At 63.1% G+C, this 15,384-nt stretch carries 11 protein-coding genes; 6 read left to right on the top strand and 5 right to left on the bottom strand.

The window, feature by feature from the left end; all coding sequences use genetic code 11:
- Positions 1–143: 143 nt before the first annotated feature.
- Positions 144–608 carry a type II secretion system major pseudopilin GspG gene (gspG, locus tag HHL14_RS15160; RefSeq protein ID WP_169498425.1) on the bottom strand — a complete coding sequence of 155 codons (465 nt, stop codon included), beginning with the start codon at positions 606–608 and terminating at the stop codon, positions 144–146.
- A 136-nt stretch (positions 609–744) separates the two neighbouring features.
- On the opposite strand from gspG, the gene HHL14_RS15155 reads away from it, so the two are divergent.
- Positions 745–1,158, top strand: a complete 414-nt coding sequence (locus tag HHL14_RS15155; protein WP_169498424.1) for a type II secretion system protein N — start codon at positions 745–747, stop codon at positions 1,156–1,158.
- A gap of 97 nt (positions 1,159–1,255) precedes the next feature.
- On the opposite strand, the gene gspF is transcribed toward HHL14_RS15155, so the two are convergent.
- Genes gspF through gspD form a run of 3 tightly spaced genes read right to left on the bottom strand, consistent with a single transcriptional unit; the run spans position 1,256 to position 6,397 of the window.
- A complete protein-coding gene (gene gspF / locus HHL14_RS15150) occupies positions 1,256–2,473 on the bottom strand; it encodes a type II secretion system inner membrane protein GspF (RefSeq protein ID WP_169498423.1) in 1,218 nt (405 codons plus the stop codon).
- Between the two features lie 4 nt (positions 2,474–2,477).
- A complete protein-coding gene (gspE, locus tag HHL14_RS15145; protein ID WP_169498422.1) occupies positions 2,478–4,004 on the bottom strand; it encodes a type II secretion system ATPase GspE in 1,527 nt (508 codons plus the stop codon).
- Complete coding sequence (gene gspD, locus HHL14_RS15140; RefSeq protein ID WP_169498421.1) at positions 4,001–6,397, bottom strand: type II secretion system secretin GspD; 2,397 nt, start codon at positions 6,395–6,397, stop codon at positions 4,001–4,003. Before gspD ends, gspE begins: the two co-directional genes overlap by 4 nt.
- 481 nt (positions 6,398–6,878) lie before the next feature.
- On the opposite strand from gspD, the gene HHL14_RS15135 reads away from it, so the two are divergent.
- Together HHL14_RS15135 and HHL14_RS15130 are read left to right on the top strand one after the other, a co-directional pair.
- Positions 6,879–7,325 carry a lytic transglycosylase domain-containing protein gene (locus tag HHL14_RS15135; RefSeq protein WP_169498420.1) on the top strand — a complete coding sequence of 149 codons (447 nt, stop codon included), beginning with the start codon at positions 6,879–6,881 and terminating at the stop codon, positions 7,323–7,325.
- A gap of 361 nt (positions 7,326–7,686) precedes the next feature.
- Entirely contained in the window at positions 7,687–9,066 is a 1,380-nt protein-coding gene (locus tag HHL14_RS15130; protein WP_169498419.1) for a GTP-binding protein, read from the top strand.
- Positions 9,067–9,227: 161 nt separating this feature from the next.
- Here HHL14_RS15130 and HHL14_RS15125 read toward each other — a convergent pair whose 3' ends face one another.
- Complete coding sequence (locus tag HHL14_RS15125) at positions 9,228–9,506, bottom strand: HU family DNA-binding protein (protein ID WP_085482965.1); 279 nt, start codon at positions 9,504–9,506, stop codon at positions 9,228–9,230.
- Positions 9,507–9,950: 444 nt separating this feature from the next.
- On the opposite strand from HHL14_RS15125, the gene mnmC reads away from it, so the two are divergent.
- The 3 genes from mnmC to HHL14_RS15110 all read left to right on the top strand — a co-directional run bounded on the left by mnmC (position 9,951) and on the right by HHL14_RS15110 (position 15,299).
- Positions 9,951–11,927, top strand: coding sequence for a bifunctional tRNA (5-methylaminomethyl-2-thiouridine)(34)-methyltransferase MnmD/FAD-dependent 5-carboxymethylaminomethyl-2-thiouridine(34) oxidoreductase MnmC (gene mnmC, locus HHL14_RS15120; RefSeq protein ID WP_169498418.1), 1,977 nt, complete (start codon positions 9,951–9,953; stop codon positions 11,925–11,927).
- Positions 11,928–12,901: 974 nt separating this feature from the next.
- Positions 12,902–14,107, top strand: coding sequence for a cation:proton antiporter (locus HHL14_RS15115; protein WP_169498417.1), 1,206 nt, complete (start codon positions 12,902–12,904; stop codon positions 14,105–14,107).
- Positions 14,108–14,183: 76 nt separating this feature from the next.
- Positions 14,184–15,299, top strand: coding sequence for a YbdK family carboxylate-amine ligase (locus HHL14_RS15110; protein WP_169498416.1), 1,116 nt, complete (start codon positions 14,184–14,186; stop codon positions 15,297–15,299).
- Positions 15,300–15,384 lie beyond the last annotated feature (85 nt).

The following is a 15,384-nucleotide window of genomic DNA, read 5'->3' as shown; positions in this document are numbered from 1 at the left end:
CTGCGCCTGCGTCTTTTTTGCATTCGTCGCGTCGTGAAGACAGCGGCAAAGCGGGCAGCGAGCCGGGCAGCAAGGCGAACGCTGAAGCGGGCAGTGAAGCAAGCGCGTGCATGAACATCGTGGGTTTCGCCGTGCGGGCCGCGTTATTGCCAGGACCCGACGTCGGCATCGTTGCCTTCGCCGCCCGGTTTGCCGTCGGCGCCGTAGCTGAACACGTCGATCTCGCCGTGCACGCCCGGATTCAGGTACTGGTACGCATTGCCCCACGGGTCGTTCGGCAGACGCTCGAGATAGCCGCCGTCCTTCCAGTTGTTCGGCACCGGGTCCGTGCTCGGCTTTTCGATCAGCGAGCGCAGGCCCTGCTCCTGGGTCGGATAACGGCCGTTGTCGAGACGATAGAGCTTCAACGCCTGCATCACGGTGCCGATGTCCTGCTTCGCGGCGACGCGCCGCGCTTCGTCCGGACGGCTCATGATCTTCGGCACGATCAGCGCGGCGAGAATGCCGAGAATCGCGATCACGACCATGATTTCGATCAGCGTAAAACCGCGCTGACGACGGCTGCGCGAACCCGCGTTCCCCGCACGGCGAATGGTCGACAGTTGCATAGCTTGCTTACCTCGTTTCAGGTGAAATGTTCGACTCGTGGCGCTGCGCGAGCAGGCCGGGCGAGTCATTTTAATGTCATGGAGTTGAAGGGTTTCAACCCACCGAAATTTTCACAATAGTCCGTACAATGTGCGCATGAACGCCATCCAAATCCGCCTCCTGTCGCTCGCGCTGTTCGCCGCCTTCTGCGCGACGCTGACCTACTGGGTCATCACGCTCACCACGATGTCCGGCGCGCCGTTGCCGGCCGCCGCCGCGCATGCGCAGGTCTCGACCGACCAGGCTGCGACGCTGTTCGGCGGTCAGCTCACGCGCAACGTCAATCAGGACATCCATCTGTTCGGCATCCTCGCGCTGACCCGAGGCGCCGCGGCGATCGTCAGCGTCGGTGGCGAGCCGCCGCACGCGGTGTCGCTCGGCAGCACGCTGATGCAGGGCACGAAACTCTCCGAAGTGCGGGCCCGCTCGATCATCATCGACCGCAACGGCGCGCATTCCGAAATCTTCCTGCCCGCCAACACCGGCGGTCCCACCATCTACGTACGCTAAATACGTGCGCTAAACGATTGCGCGGCTAACGCACTTCATGCCGCGCTATCGTTCCTCGTAGTCCTTACCGTTTCCTGTTACTGCCTCGTGCGTGCCGCTACTGCACGAGGTTGTTCAACTCGATGATCGGCAGCATCACCGCCAGCACGATCACCAGCACCACGCCCCCCATCGCCAGAATCAGCAACGGTTCGAGCAGGCTCGTCAGGAACATCGTGCGACGCTCCAGCTCGCGCGCTTCGCCGTCGGCCGCGCGATCGAGCATCGTCGTCACGTCGCCGGTCGCTTCGCCCGAACGGATCAGGTGCACGAGCACCGGCGGAAACGTCTTCGTATTGCCGAGCGCGCGCGACAGCGACGTGCCTTCGCGCACGCGCACGATCGCATCGTCGATGTTCTCGCGCATCGCGTTGTTGCTGAGCGTTTCGGCCGCGGCCTGCAGTGCGCGCAGAATCGGCACGCCGGCCGCGGTCAGAATGCCGAGCGTGCTCGCGAAACGCACGGTGTTATAGCCGCGCACGAGCTTGCCGATCAGTGGCGCGGTCAGCAGCCAGCGATCGAACGCGAGACGCGGGCCGGACTGCTTCAGCGTGGCGCGCACCAGATAGACGAGCACCAGCACGCCGATCAGCATCGCCCACCACCAGTGCCGCACGAAGCCCGACAGCGCCATCATCATCACGGTGAGGATCGGCAGTTGCTGCTTGGTGCTCGCGAACACGTTGACGACCTGCGGCACCACGTAGCTGAGCAGGAACGTGACGATGCCGAATGCGATGATCGTGACGATCGTCGGATACGTGAACGCCAGCACGATCTTCTGCTTCAGCGCGTTGCGCTGCTCGATGTAATCGGCGAGGCGAGACAGCACCAGACCGAGCTTGCCCGTGTGTTCGCCGGCTGCAACCAGCGCGCGGTAAATCTCGGGAAAATCCTTCGGGTGCTGCTGCAGCGCGTTAGCAAGCGAATGACCGCCGAGCACTTCGGCGCGAATCGACGCCATCAGCTCGCGGATGTAATCGCGCTCCGACTGCTCGGTCAGCACCGCGAGCGCTTCATCGAGCGGCAAGCCGGCGATCAGCAGACTCGCGAGTTGCCGCGTGAGAATCGCCTGTTCGCGCTGCGACAGTCGCCGCCCGAACGCGAGCCGCTGGTTGCGCTCGCCGCGAGTGCGCGATGCCGCCGGTTCGACGACGAGCGGCGTCAGTCCCTGCGAGCGCAGATTCGTGCGCGCGCCGCGCGCGCTGTCCGCGTCGAGCACGCCTTTTTGCGCCTTGCCCGCCGCGTCGATCGCTTCGAAACGAAATGCCGGCATGCGCTTACACTCCGCCCGTCACGCGAATCACTTCTTCCAGCGACGTCAGCCCCGATTCGAGCCAGCGCTCCGAATCGTCGCGCAGCGTGCGCATGCCCTGCGCGCGGGCGGCCGCGAGAATTTCCGCGTCCGCCGCGTTGCGGTGAATCAGCGAGCGGATCGACTCGTCGATCAGCAATAGTTCATAGACGCCGCGTCGCCCGGCATAACCGGACTGGCCGCAACGGTCGCAACCGACCGGATGCCAGCGCTTGCTACCGTCGTCCTCGGTGCGCTCTTCGCGGCACACCGGACACAGCCGCCGCACCAGCCGCTGCGCGAGCACGCCGAGCAGCGACGACGCCAGCAGATACGGCTCGACACCCATGTCGGTCAGACGCGTGACGGCCGAGGCCGCGTCGTTCGTATGCAGCGTCGCCAGCACGAGGTGGCCGGTCAGCGAGGCCTGCACCGCGATCTGCGCGGTTTCGAGGTCGCGGATTTCACCGATCATGATGACGTCCGGGTCCTGCCGCAGAATCGAGCGCAGCGCGCGCGCGAAGGTCATGCCGATCCGTTCGTTGACCTGGGTCTGGCCGATGCCGGCGAGGTCGTATTCGATCGGATCTTCCACCGTCATGATGTTGGTGGTCTCGGTTTCGAGTCGCGACATCGACGCGTACAGCGTCGTCGTCTTACCGGAGCCGGTCGGCCCGGTGACGAGCACGATGCCGTGCGGCTTGCCGATCAGCTTGTCGAACTGGCCGAGCGTGTCGGACGCCATGCCGAGCGCTTCGAGATTCAGGCGCGACGCGTCTTTTTCGAGCAGACGCAGCACCGCGCGCTCGCCGTGACCGGTCGGCAGCGTCGAGACCCGCACGTCGACCGGACGACCGCCGACGCGCAGCGTAATGCGGCCGTCCTGCGGCAGACGCTTCTCGGCGATATCGAGCTGCGCCATGATCTTGATCCGCGAAATCAGCGCGCCGTGCAGCGCTTTTTTCGGCCGCACGACATCGCGCAGCGTGCCGTCGACGCGAAAACGCACCACCGACGCGTTCTCGAACGGCTCGATGTGAATATCCGATGCCTGCTCGCGCGCCGCTTGCGTGAGCAGCGCGTTGATCATGCGGATGATCGGCGCGTCGTCTTCCGATTCGAGCAGATCCTCGACCTCGGGAATGTCCTGCATCAGCCGCGACAGATCGACTTCGCCTTCCACTTCGCCGACCACCTGCGCGGCGCTGCCGTCCTGGCGCGCGTACGCCTGGTTGATCGCCTGCGCGAGTTCGTCGGCGGGCACACGCACCACCGACACCGCGCCGTAGTTGCGCGCGACTTCGGCGAGCGCGGCCTCGCTGGTGCGCTCGCTGATCCAGACTTCGATGCTGTCGGCGTGCTGATGCGCGACCAGGATCTGGCCGCTACGCGCAAAGCCGTACGGCACCAGCCGGGCGGCGAGCGGCGAGGGCGCCGCGCGCTCGCCGGCGGCGACGGCATCGCCGTTGTGCGGGCGTTGCGATTGCGCGGTGTGCGCGGCGGTCTGCGTCACGGACGCGCTCCCGACGACGACGTGCCCGGCTCGACCACCGCGGGTTGCGTCGTCAGCTGCGGCGACACGGTCTGCGGAATCGTTTGCGGAACCGGAGAGACCGTCGGCGGCACGACCTGTTGAGCCGGCTGCACGGTTTGCGGCACGCTCTGCTGCGGCACCTGTTGCGGTGCCTGCGGCGTCGCCTGCTGACGGCGCATCTGGTCCAGATTGAACAGGTTCATCGCGGGCACGCCACCCTGGCTCGGGCCGATCGGCATCGGCGGCACGACCGGATCGTCGCGATCGCGCATCACGCGGTTATCCGAACGGTACGCGCCCTGCACGCCCTGGATGTAGTCGTAGCGGTTCGCCGTAACGGCCTGCGTGGTATCGTGGTCGCTCAGGATCACCGGACGCAGGAACACCATCAGGTTGGTCTTGTTGCGGGTCTTCTGCTCCGAGCGGAACAGCTGGCCGATCCACGGAATGTCGCCGAGCAGCGGCACCTTGCTGTTGCTGACCTGGTAGTTGTCCTGCATCAGGCCGCCGAGCACGATGATCTCGCCGTTGTCGCACAGCACGGTCGACTGAATCGAACGCTTCGTGAATTCCGGGCCCGCCGGGTTCGTCGTCGCGTTGTTGGTGCCGTTCACGATCGCCGAGTCTTCGGTGTAGAGCTGCAGCTTGAGGATGCCGCCGTCGGTGATCTGCGGCTTCACGTGCAGCGTCAGACCGATGTCGACGCGGTCGTAGGTATTGAACGCGCTGCTCGTGGTGCTGCTCGTCAGGTTCGAATACGAACCGGTCTGGATCGGCACGTTGGTACCGACGATGATCTTCGCTTCCTCGTTATCGAGCGTGATCAGGTTCGGCGTGGACAGCACGTTCGCGTCGGCGGTTTGCGACAGCGCCTGCAGCAGCGCGCCGAGGCCTTGCACGCCGAACAGGTTGTGGATCCAGCCGACGTTCAAGCCTTGCTGAAGCCCGCTGAGCCCCGTCGCGAGCGCGGCGCCGCCGGTGGCGCCCGCGGCACCAGCCGTCACGGCGGCCGCGGTCAGGTTGATGATGCTGTTGCTCGACCCGGTCTGCAGGTTCGTACCGGCAAACAGATTACCGTTCGCGACCTGCCACTGGATGCCGAGGTTGCCGCTGGTATTCGAGTTCAGTTCGACGATCAGCGCTTCGATATAGACCTGCGCGCGACGCGCGTCGAGCTGGTCGATCACCGCGCGCAGATTGCGATACACCGCCTCGGGCGCCGTCACGATCAGCGAGTTGGTCGCCGCGTCGGCCGTAATCATGCCGCCGCCCTGATCCTCGTTCTTTTCCTTGTCGCCGCCGAGAAAGCCGCCATTGTTATTGTTCGAGCCCGACGCGCCACCGCCCATCGGCGACGACATCGAGCTGCTGCCGAGGCCGCCTGACGGCAGCGGCGGCGTACCGGACGAGCCGGTCGAGCTGTTGCTGCCGATACCGCCACCGCCGCCGGAATTCTGGTTGAACGAATTCGCGTCGTTCGAGCTGGCCGACGAACCGCCTTCGCCGCCCGCGCCCTTGCCGAGCATCGCGCGCAGCGTGCGTGCGAGCTTGGTCGCGTCGGCGTTGCGCAGCGGCACGACGTGGATGTTGCCAGGCATCTGGGTCGGCATGTCGAGCTGCTTCGCGAGTTCCCTCGCGGCGGCCAGACGCGCGCCGTTCGACGCGCGGATCAGCAGCGAATTGGTGCGCGCATCGGAGGTGATCGACACCTTCAGCGTCGCATCGGTGCTGCCGATCGAGCCCGGGTCGAGCATCTTGTTCAGCTGCTGCGCGATGTCGATCGCGTTGGCGTTTCTCAGCGGCACGACCGCGACCGACTGGCCCGCCGCGCTGTCGACACCCGCGATGATCTGCGCGATACGCCGCACGTTGTCCGCGTAATCGGTGACGACGATCGTATTGTTGGCAGGGTAGGCCGCGACGGTATTGTTCGGCGAGATCAGCGGACGCAGCACCGGCAGCAGGTTATTGGCCGATTCGTTCCTCAGCGTGAAGACCTGCGTGACCACCTGGTCGCCGCGCGCCGTCGGCGCGTTGCCGACGTAGGTCGGCACGCCCTGCAGTTTCGCATCGGCTTCGGGTACCACTTTCAGTACGCCGTGATCCTGCACGAGCGCGAAGCCCTGCATGCGCAGCGCGGATTGCAAGGTCTTGAGGGCCTGATCTTCAGGTACCGAGTTCTCGGAGACGAGGTTCAGCTGTCCCTTGACTCGCGGATCGACGATGATCGTCTTGCCGGTTGCAGCGCCGATCGCCTTGGCGACCTGGTCGATGTCGGCGTTGACGAAGTTCAGTGTCACCGCTGCCTGTGCTGTCTGCGCGGTGATCAACCCAGCCACCAGCAGCGCCGTTGCCACGCGACGCAAAGCCATACAATTTCTTCTCATGGAATGTGATATCGATACCAGCGGCCGCTGCCGCCGACGGTCATGCGATGCGGACCCGGCAGCAAGCCACCGCCCGATCGGTCTGCGAGACTGCGCAAGGCGCCCGCCCCCGACGTCCGAAAAAAACGAACACTACCAGCTTTTCATGTCGGAATTGAAACAAAACAGCCGGCCCGATGCGATTCTTTTAAAAGATCGTATTACTGTCATTCAATTGAAAGCCACCCCGCATAAAGCGCGTACGAGGGGCACTCGGATTTGTACTGACTTATGTCGGTTAGCCAACTTGACGCGAGTCGGGCTGCCGGTATGATACGAGCCGTTCGACTTGCTGTTATGCGTTTGCCGACGCGGGTTTTCCCCGATGTCTGACCAAAGCCCCGACCAGCCGGCTCTCGCGGCTGCGGCGCCGCAAGCCAAACGCCTTACCGATCCTTACCTCGAGTTTATTTAGTCGTCTTGACCGATGAAACGTCCGCTCGTCATTGTTACCGCCGCCCTTGCTCTGCTCGCCGCAGCCGGGTCCGCACGCGCTGACTGCTTCGACGAGGCGGCGAAATATCAGAAGGTCAACCCGTTGATTCTGCGGGCCATCGCGTGGCAGGAATCGCACAATCGGCCGGATGCGCAGCACAAGAACGCGAACGGCTCGACCGACTACGGCGTCATGCAGATCAACTCGGTCCATCTGCCAGTGCTCGCACAATATGGGATCTCGCAGGGCACGCTGATGGAGCCCTGCAAGAACGTGTATATCGCTGCGTGGCATTTGCGTCGCCAGATGAACAAATACGGCAATACCTGGCAGGCGGTCGGCGCGTATCACTCGGAAACGCCGGCGTTGCGCGACAAGTACGCGCAGCAGATCGTCGCGATTCTGCGTAGCTGGAAGCTGATGCCGTCCGCGCAGTAAGCGCGGCGGACTGCGGTTTTCTCCTGTTTTTGTCCCTGCTTGAGTGCGCTTGCGCAGGTTGTTGCGGGCGGTTTTTCGTGCCGTTTTCTCGCGTCGGCTTTTCGCGTCGTGGCGCCGTACGTCAGCCGCTGTTCAGCGCGCTTCCTGGCGCTTCCTGATGATTTCTCCGCGTTTTTTTCTGCCCGCCGGCCCAGCCACGCTCGCCATCTAACGCGCTCGCGCGGCCTGCGCGCGTTTTGATGCACAATGCGGCTTCATGCTGCCGCCGGGCTTCGCGCCGGCTCGCGCGGCGCGCTAGCCGCGTCGTCCGTCCGGCTTCGCGCGCGGCGCGCCATCCAAACTTCCTGTTTTCCGTACCGCGATGAACCAGCCGCTATTGCCCATCACCGTGCTCTCCGGTTTTCTGGGCGCCGGCAAGACCACGCTCCTGAACCACGTCCTCGCGAATCGCGCCGGCTTGCGCGTCGCGGTGATCGTCGACGATCTGGCCAGCGTCGATATCGATTCGACGCTCGTGCGCGAAACGGCAGAGTTGTCGGGCGCCGATGAAGGACAGCGCATCGAGTTGTCGAACGGCTGTATCTGCTGCACGGCGCGCGACGATCTGCTCGACGAGGTCCGCCGCCTTGCCGCCGAACAGCGCTTCGATGCGCTGCTGATCGAAGCGAGCGGCGTCGCCGAACCGCTGCCGATCGCCGAAACCTTCGTATTTGCCGACGAGGACAACCACGACGCCGAGCCGCTCTCCGCGCTTGCGCGGCTCGATACGATGGTCACCGTCGTCGACGCCGCCAGCTTCCTGCGCGATTACCGTTCGGCCGATACGCTCGGCGAACGCGACATCGAGGTCGATGAAGAAAACGATCGCATGATCGTCGAGTTGCTGATCGAGCAGATCGAATTCAGCGACGTGCTGGTCGTGAACAAGGCCGATCTCGTTAGCGCGGATGAACTTGATCGATTGCAGCGCATCCTCGCGCGCCTCAATCCGCGCGCGGTGCAGCAGGTGAGCCGCTTCGGCGACGTGCCGCTCGATCAGTTGTTCAATACCGGCCGCTTCGATTTCGACGCGACGTCGGGCGCGCCGGGCTGGCTCGCGGCGCTCGACCATCAGCACGACCATGCCGGCGACGCACACAGCCACACGCATCGCAGCGAGGCGGACGAGTACGGCATCGGCTATTTCGTCTATCGCGCGCGCCGGCCGTTTCATCCGCGGCGGCTGTGGGAGCTTCTGCATCAGGAGTGGAAGGGCGTGCTGCGCAGCAAGGGATTTTTCTGGCTCGCGACGCGCAACGATATCGGCGGTTCGCTATCGCAGGCGGGCGGCGCTTGCCGGCCCGATCCGGCCGGCACGTGGTGGGCCGCGCAGGATCGCAGCGAATGGCCGGAGGGCGACGACGAGCTGAACGCCGAAATCGCCGCCGACTGGTACGGCGACGAGGACGACATGAGCATCGGCGATCGTAGGCAGGAGCTGGTGTTGATCGGCGTCGATATCGATCCGGCGGTATGGCGAGCGAAGTTCGACGCGTGCCTGCTCACCGACGACGAATACGCGCGCGGTCCCGAAGGCTGGCAGCATTTCGCCGATCCGTTCCCCGCCTGGGACTTCGATGACGACGATCACGATCATGACCACGGTCATGGTCACCACCATCATCATCACGATCACTCGCATGGCGACGACTGCGAGCATTGCGGACATGGCCACGGCAAGAGCGGGCATCGCCACGACTGAGCGCTGGCTAAGTACCCGGCGCGGCGTTCGTCGCGCTTGAATGCAAAAAGCCGCAACCTTGGGTTGCGGCTTTTTTCTTTGCGCGTGGCCTAAGCGCAGACGAAAAAAAACCCGCCGTCGGCGGGTTTCTCGCGAGTGTCAACTGCCCGGCAATAATCTGCTTAGCGCTTGTTGACGGCGTCCTTGAACGCCTTGCCTGCCGTGAACTTGACGGTCTTGGCAGCCGGGATCTTGATAGTTTCGCCGGTCTTGGGATTGCGACCCGTACGCGCTGCGCGCTTGCCCGAACCAAAACTACCGAAGCCGATCAACTGGACCGCTTCACCCTTCGACACAGCCTTCTTGATCACTTCAAGCAACGTGTCCAGCGTTTCACCGGTTTGAGCCTTGCTGGCGCCAGTCTGTCCTGCGACAGCGTCGATCAGTTCCTGTTTGTTCATTAAGGTTCCTTTCTGAGTTTAGGTTGACACGAACAGCGCGAACGCGCCGATTATACGTGCGCGCACCGCGCCGTCTAGCAGCTGCGGCCCTGATCTGGAAGATCTGTCGCGACGAATGAAAAACCGTCCGCCAGCCGTGCTGCCGCTCCCTTCGCGGCGCTTGCTATGATAGCGCAGCGCAAACCCAATCAGGATAAGGGTTTCGAAGAATTGCGCGGTTCTCAAGCCGTTATCGCAAGGAAATCGAAATTTCCCCTCTCCAAACCCCGAAACGAGGGCTGAAACCCAGTCCAGACGGGGCCTGGCGTTGGTTTTTGCCAACGCAGCAAAAACTCTCGCGGGGTTCTCGTGGGTGTTTTCCGGTGCTTCGCGAACCGGACGCGCTCGCGCCGACCACCCAACCCGCTCTGTCGAGCGTCCTTTTAAGCGTGTTTTTTGCCGCGCATGACCGATCCGCTGATCCCCGCCGTCCTCGCTTTTCGCGACAACGGCAGCCCGTTTTCGCCGCTCTACGACGACATTTATCACAGCGCCGTCGGCGCGCTCGAACAGGCTCATTACGTCTTTCTAGGCGGCAATGCGTTGCCCGAACGATGGCAGCGCCGCCGCATTTTCACCGTGCTCGAAACCGGCTTCGGCATGGGCATCAACTTCCTGGTCACATGGGCCGCGTGGCGTAGCGATCCATCGCGCTGCGAGCGGCTGCATTTCGTCTCGACGGAAAAGCATCCGTTCAGCGCAGCCGATCTGCGCCACGTGCACGCAACGACATTCAGCGATCCGCTCGTGGCCGAACTCGCCGACGCACTCGCGAACGCATGGCCGATGCTCGTGCCCGGCACGCACCGCCTCGAATTCGACGACGGCCGCGTCGTGCTGACGCTGATCTTCGCCGACGCGGCCGAAAGCCTGCCGACGTTGCGGCTACGCGCCGACGCTTTCTATCTGGACGGCTTCGCGCCGGCGAAGAATCCCGAACTGTGGAGTCCGGCGATCTTCAAGTCGCTCGCGCGCGTCGCCGGCGAAGACGCGACGTTCGCCACTTATAGCAGCGCGGGCGAAATCAAACGCGCGTTGACGCAGTGCGGTTTCGAGTATCGCAAGGTCGACGGTTTCGGTTGGAAACGCGCGATGCTGGTCGGCCGTTTTGCGCCGCGTTGGCGCGTGCGGCGCTATGAACCACCCGCACCGTTTGCGCCGCTCGCGCATCAGGAACGGCATGCGGTTGTGATCGGCGCGGGGCTCGCCGGCTGCGCGGTGATCGAGCGGCTCGCGGCGCGCGGCTGGCGCGTGAGCTCGCTCGAACGACATGCGACGCTCGCGCAGGATGCATCGGGCAACCCGGCCGGCGTTTTCCACCCAATGATTTCACGCGACGACAGCGTCGCGTCGCGCGTCACGCGTGCGGGTTTTCTGTACGCGCTCAATCGCTGGAACGCGCTTGAACGGGCAGGGCACCCTCTCGCGCGCGGCACTCAGGGTCTGCTGCAGATCGCCGCGGACAACGCCGAAGCACACGCAATCGGCGACGCGATCGCCGCGTTCCGCTATCCATCCGACTACGTGACGCCGGTCTCCGCCACCGACGCCGCGCGACTCGCCGGCATGCCGCTTGCGCGTGGCGGCTGGTGGTTTCCGCGCGGCGGCTGGATCGATCCCGCGTCGTTATGTGCGGCGCAATTCGCCGCGGCCGGCGACCTGCTCGAACGACACTTCGGCGTCGACGTCGCGCGTATCGAACGCAGTGGTGGCGAATGGAGCGTTTTCGATGTCGCGGGCAAGGTGGTCGCGCGTGCGCCGGTCGTAATTGTCGCGGGCGCGCACGAGGCCGCGCGCATCGCCGGTTTGCATCATGCGCCGACGCGCAGCATTCGCGGTCAACTGAGCCTGCTTCCGGCGGCCTCGGTCGCGCCGCTCGCGTTGCCGGTGATCGGCGAAGGTTATGCGGTGCCGCTCGCGAACGGCGTCACGCTGACGGGCGCCACTTACGAGCTCGACGATCCGGATACGTCGCTGCGCGTCGAGGGTCATCGAGAAAACATCGAACGCGTCGCACAGATGCTGCCAGCATTTGCAGGCGCACTGGATAGCGCGCCACTCGCGACGCTGGCCGGCCGCGTCGCATTTCGCTGCGTGACGAGCGATCGCATGCCGATGGTCGGCCAGCTCGCCGACGAAGCCGCGGCCGCACGCGACGCCGCCCGTCTACGTGGCGCGTGGCCGCTCGATCTGCCGCGCGCGGAAGGTTTGTACGGCGCGTTCGCGTATGGCTCGCGTGGCCTCGTGTGGGCGGCGCTCGGCGCGGAACTGATCGCGTCGCAGATCGAAGGCGAGCCGTGGCCGCTCGAACGCGATCTCGCGGAAGACATCGACCCTGCACGTTTTCTGCTACGTGGGTTGCGGCAGGGGACGGTGGGTTAACCGGTCACGGTTGTGTTTACCTGTGTGCGCAGGCGGCTTTATCTAACCATCTGGTTAACGTCGCAGCGTGGAACGTGGTTAACCCGTCGTGACGGTATACCTCCCACGCGACGTATACCGCGTTAACTGCCCACAACGGTTATCCACCCCAACCTGTGGATAACCGCACAGTTAACTGGCGCAAGTCGTGTGGAACCGTTGTGGACGTAAACGGGGTAACTCGGACATCGCGAAAAAGTGCGAAAAGTTGTCCGCCTATACCGGGAGCTGCCGCACATACTGTGCATCCTGTTATGCGAGCGGCAAATGATTGATTCAACTCGGTAAACCATGGTTATCCACAGAAACGGAGGCAGCTTGTTAACTGTTACTACGTATACATACGGTAAACCAGTAAACAGCAACAGCGAGGGCTAGCGCCCTGACCATCGAGCGGCCGAATTCCGTCAAAACCTCGCCAAAGCGCTGCCGGTTAACCACGAAACCGCACATGAAAATCACATTTACGTCATGCAGACTGAGTGACCGGTTAACATCGGCTGATAGGGCAAAACGGTCGCTTTTGCCACCCATCATGAAGATGGCATACGTTTTTACCGTTTTGACAGCAAGTTGACGGCTTTTCGGTCAGGAATAAAAAAGCTATGGCACAATCGCCGTTCTTTTTCGCGTCGTGTCCCACCGATGGGCGGCACGCGCTGCTACGGAACGGTGTCGATCAAACAGAATCTGATTCAAAGTCGACGGCGTTCTTTCACCGTGCCGGTTGCTATTTCCGCCTCCGTGAAGGTGCCGGAATCATTGCGGTTCTTTGCGGCCGCGGCGCGTTCCCGATCATCCGATTATTGAAAAATCGCAACGCTGACTTCGCGAAGCGCTTGCGACAGCGAGGCTCTTAGCCGTTCGCTCGTTTACCGGTGTGCGTGTGCGCCGGTCGTGTCGTCTGCCGTTGCTGCCAAGGAGAACCCATTACGATGAATTCGGCGTTTTCGTTTCTGCCAGCGTGGCCGCTTTCTCCCGATGCCATTTTCTGGGCGGGTCTCGCCTTGCTTGCCGCCGGTTTGTGCGGCGAGCTGTGTTATCGCGCGTGGCGTTTACCGCGCATTTCCGGTTATGCGGTGATCGGTCTGATTGCCGGTGCGGCCGGTTTTGGCGTGATCGACGTGGATTCGGCGCGTGCCGCGCGGCCGCTGCTCGACGTTGCGCTCGGTTTACTGCTGTTCGAACTCGGTAGCCGGCTCGATCTGCGCTGGATCCGTCGCAATCCGTGGCTGATCCTGTCGAGCGTGGCCGAGGCGACGCTGACGTTCGCGCTGGTGTTGCCGGTACTGCTGTTCCTGAACGTGCCGCTGATGGTCGCGACTGTGCTCGCCGCGATTGCGATGGCGACGTCGCCGGCAATGGTGATCCAGCTGAAAACCGAATTGCGTGCCGAAGGGCAGGTCACGCAGCGTCTGCTGACCCTGACCGCGCTGAACAGCATGTATGCGGTCGTGATCGAAAAGCTCGTGTCGAGCTGGCTGCATCAGGAGGTTTACGGCAACGTATTCGCGACGATTCTGCAGCCGCTGTATCTGCTGGTCGGCTCGCTCGTGCTCGCGTATCTGCTCGCGCGGACCTGCACGTTTTTCTATCGTCGTCTGAACATGCACGACGAGCATTCGTTCGTTGCGCTGTTCGGTCTCGTGCTGCTGGCGATAGCGGTGGCGCATCTGTTCAAGCTGTCGACGATTCTCGCGTTGCTTGCCGCCGGCATCATCGTGAAGAATCACGAAGCGCGCCCGCAACTGTGGCCGGAGCATTTCGGCACCGCCGGCTGGCTGCTGACGGTGATCCTGTTCGTGCTGACGTTGACTTCTTTCGAATGGAAGCACATCGCGTTGGGCGGCGTCGCGGCGCTGGGCCTGATCGTTGCTCGGCTGGTGGCGAAGCTGGTGGGCGTACTCGCGTTCGCCAAGCCGAGCGGCCTGAACTGGAAGCAGGGGATCGCGCTGGGTTTGTCGTTGTCGCCGATGTCGGCGCTTGCGTATCTGCTCGTCGACGACACCTACAACATGTATCCGAATTTCGATCCGCAATTGCGCGCGATCGTCATGTGCACGATTTTCGTGCTGCAGATTCTTGGTCCGTGGCTCGTCTATCGCAGCCTCGCGCTCGTTTCCGAGCGGCGCGAGGAGTGAGCGCGGTGAGTTCAACACGCGCTTGAAGAATCCGTTTCAACACTTCGCTTAAAAACGACCTGACTCAGGGGACGCCATGTCACTCGAACCCTTCATCGATTCGAAACCGTTCACCTTCGGTATCGAACTCGAAATGCAGATCGTCAATACGCACGACTATGATCTGACCAAAGCCGGCACCGATCTGCTGCGCCTCATCAAGGATGAAAAAATCCCCGGCAATATCACGCCGGAAATCACCGAGAGCATGATCGAGCTGTCGACCGGCATCTGCACGTCGCACGAACAGGCGGTGACCGATCTGCGCAAGATTCGCGACACGCTGGTGTCCGCCGCCGATCATCTGAACGTCGGCCTGTGCGGCGGCGGCACGCATGCGTTCCAGCAATGGAGCGAGCGGCAGATCGTCGATACGCCGCGCTTCCAGTATCTTTCCGAGCTGTACGGCTATCTCGCGAAGCAGTTCACGGTGTTCGGCCAGCACGTGCACATCGGCTGCCCGGATCCGAACAGCGCGCTGTATCTGCTGCATTCGATGTCGCGCTTCATTCCGCATTTCATCGCGTTGTCGGCGTCGTCGCCGTTCGTGCAGGGCGTCGATACCGGATTTCATTCGGCACGCCTGAATTCCGTGTTCGCGTTTCCGTTGTCCGGCCGCGCACCGTTCGTGTTGACGTGGGACAGCTTCGAGGAATATTTCTCGAAGATGGTCCACACCGGCGTGGTCAACAGCATGAAGGATTTCTACTGGGACATCCGGCCGAAGCCGGGTTTCGGCACGATCGAAGTACGCGTAATGGATACGCCGTTTTCGGTGGACCGGGCTGCTGCGATCGCCTGCTACATCCAGACGCTCGCGCGCCATCTGCTGCTCGACAAACCGATCATGCCGAAGGAAGACGACTATCTGGTCTACACGTTCAACCGCTTCGAAGCGTGTCGCTTCGGGCTCGGCGGCACCTGCATCAATCCGCAAACGGGCGAACGCAAGACGATTTCCGAAGATATTCTCGAAACGCTCGAACAGATCGGCCCGCATGCCGAGGCGCTCGGTTCGACTAACGCGTTGGCCGAAATAGGTGCAATCGCTCGTGGTCAGGTCAACGATGCGACGTGGCTACGCAGCGTAGTTGCACAGGAAAAGTCCTTGCACGAAGCGGTGCGGCAACAATGTTTGCAATGGCGTGTGTAATCGCGCGGGCTACGCCAGAGCCTGTTCGCTTGCGTCACAACGTGAGCTTTCGACAAAACCCGCCGCGCGCGGGTTTTTTTGTAAG

Origin of the sequence: Paraburkholderia antibiotica (genome assembly GCF_012927125.1) — a bacterium.
Taxonomy (GTDB): Bacteria; Pseudomonadota; Gammaproteobacteria; order Burkholderiales; family Burkholderiaceae; genus Paraburkholderia; species Paraburkholderia antibiotica.
Note: the sequence above shows the minus strand (reverse complement) of the source record. Positions and strands in the feature narration are given on the sequence as shown.

Coding starts and splice junctions, on each gene's coding strand:
- gspG (WP_169498425.1), bottom strand. CDS start 608: ATGCAACTGTCGACCATTCGCCGTGCGGGGAACGCGGGTTCGCGCAGC.
- HHL14_RS15155 (WP_169498424.1), top strand. CDS start 745: ATGAACGCCATCCAAATCCGCCTCCTGTCGCTCGCGCTGTTCGCCGCC.
- gspF (WP_169498423.1), bottom strand. CDS start 2,473: ATGCCGGCATTTCGTTTCGAAGCGATCGACGCGGCGGGCAAGGCGCAA.
- gspD (WP_169498421.1), bottom strand. CDS start 6,397: ATGGCTTTGCGTCGCGTGGCAACGGCGCTGCTGGTGGCTGGGTTGATC.
- HHL14_RS15135 (WP_169498420.1), top strand. CDS start 6,879: ATGAAACGTCCGCTCGTCATTGTTACCGCCGCCCTTGCTCTGCTCGCC.
- HHL14_RS15130 (WP_169498419.1), top strand. CDS start 7,687: ATGAACCAGCCGCTATTGCCCATCACCGTGCTCTCCGGTTTTCTGGGC.
- HHL14_RS15125 (WP_085482965.1), bottom strand. CDS start 9,506: ATGAACAAACAGGAACTGATCGACGCTGTCGCAGGACAGACTGGCGCC.
- mnmC (WP_169498418.1), top strand. CDS start 9,951: ATGACCGATCCGCTGATCCCCGCCGTCCTCGCTTTTCGCGACAACGGC.
- HHL14_RS15115 (WP_169498417.1), top strand. CDS start 12,902: ATGAATTCGGCGTTTTCGTTTCTGCCAGCGTGGCCGCTTTCTCCCGAT.
- HHL14_RS15110 (WP_169498416.1), top strand. CDS start 14,184: ATGTCACTCGAACCCTTCATCGATTCGAAACCGTTCACCTTCGGTATC.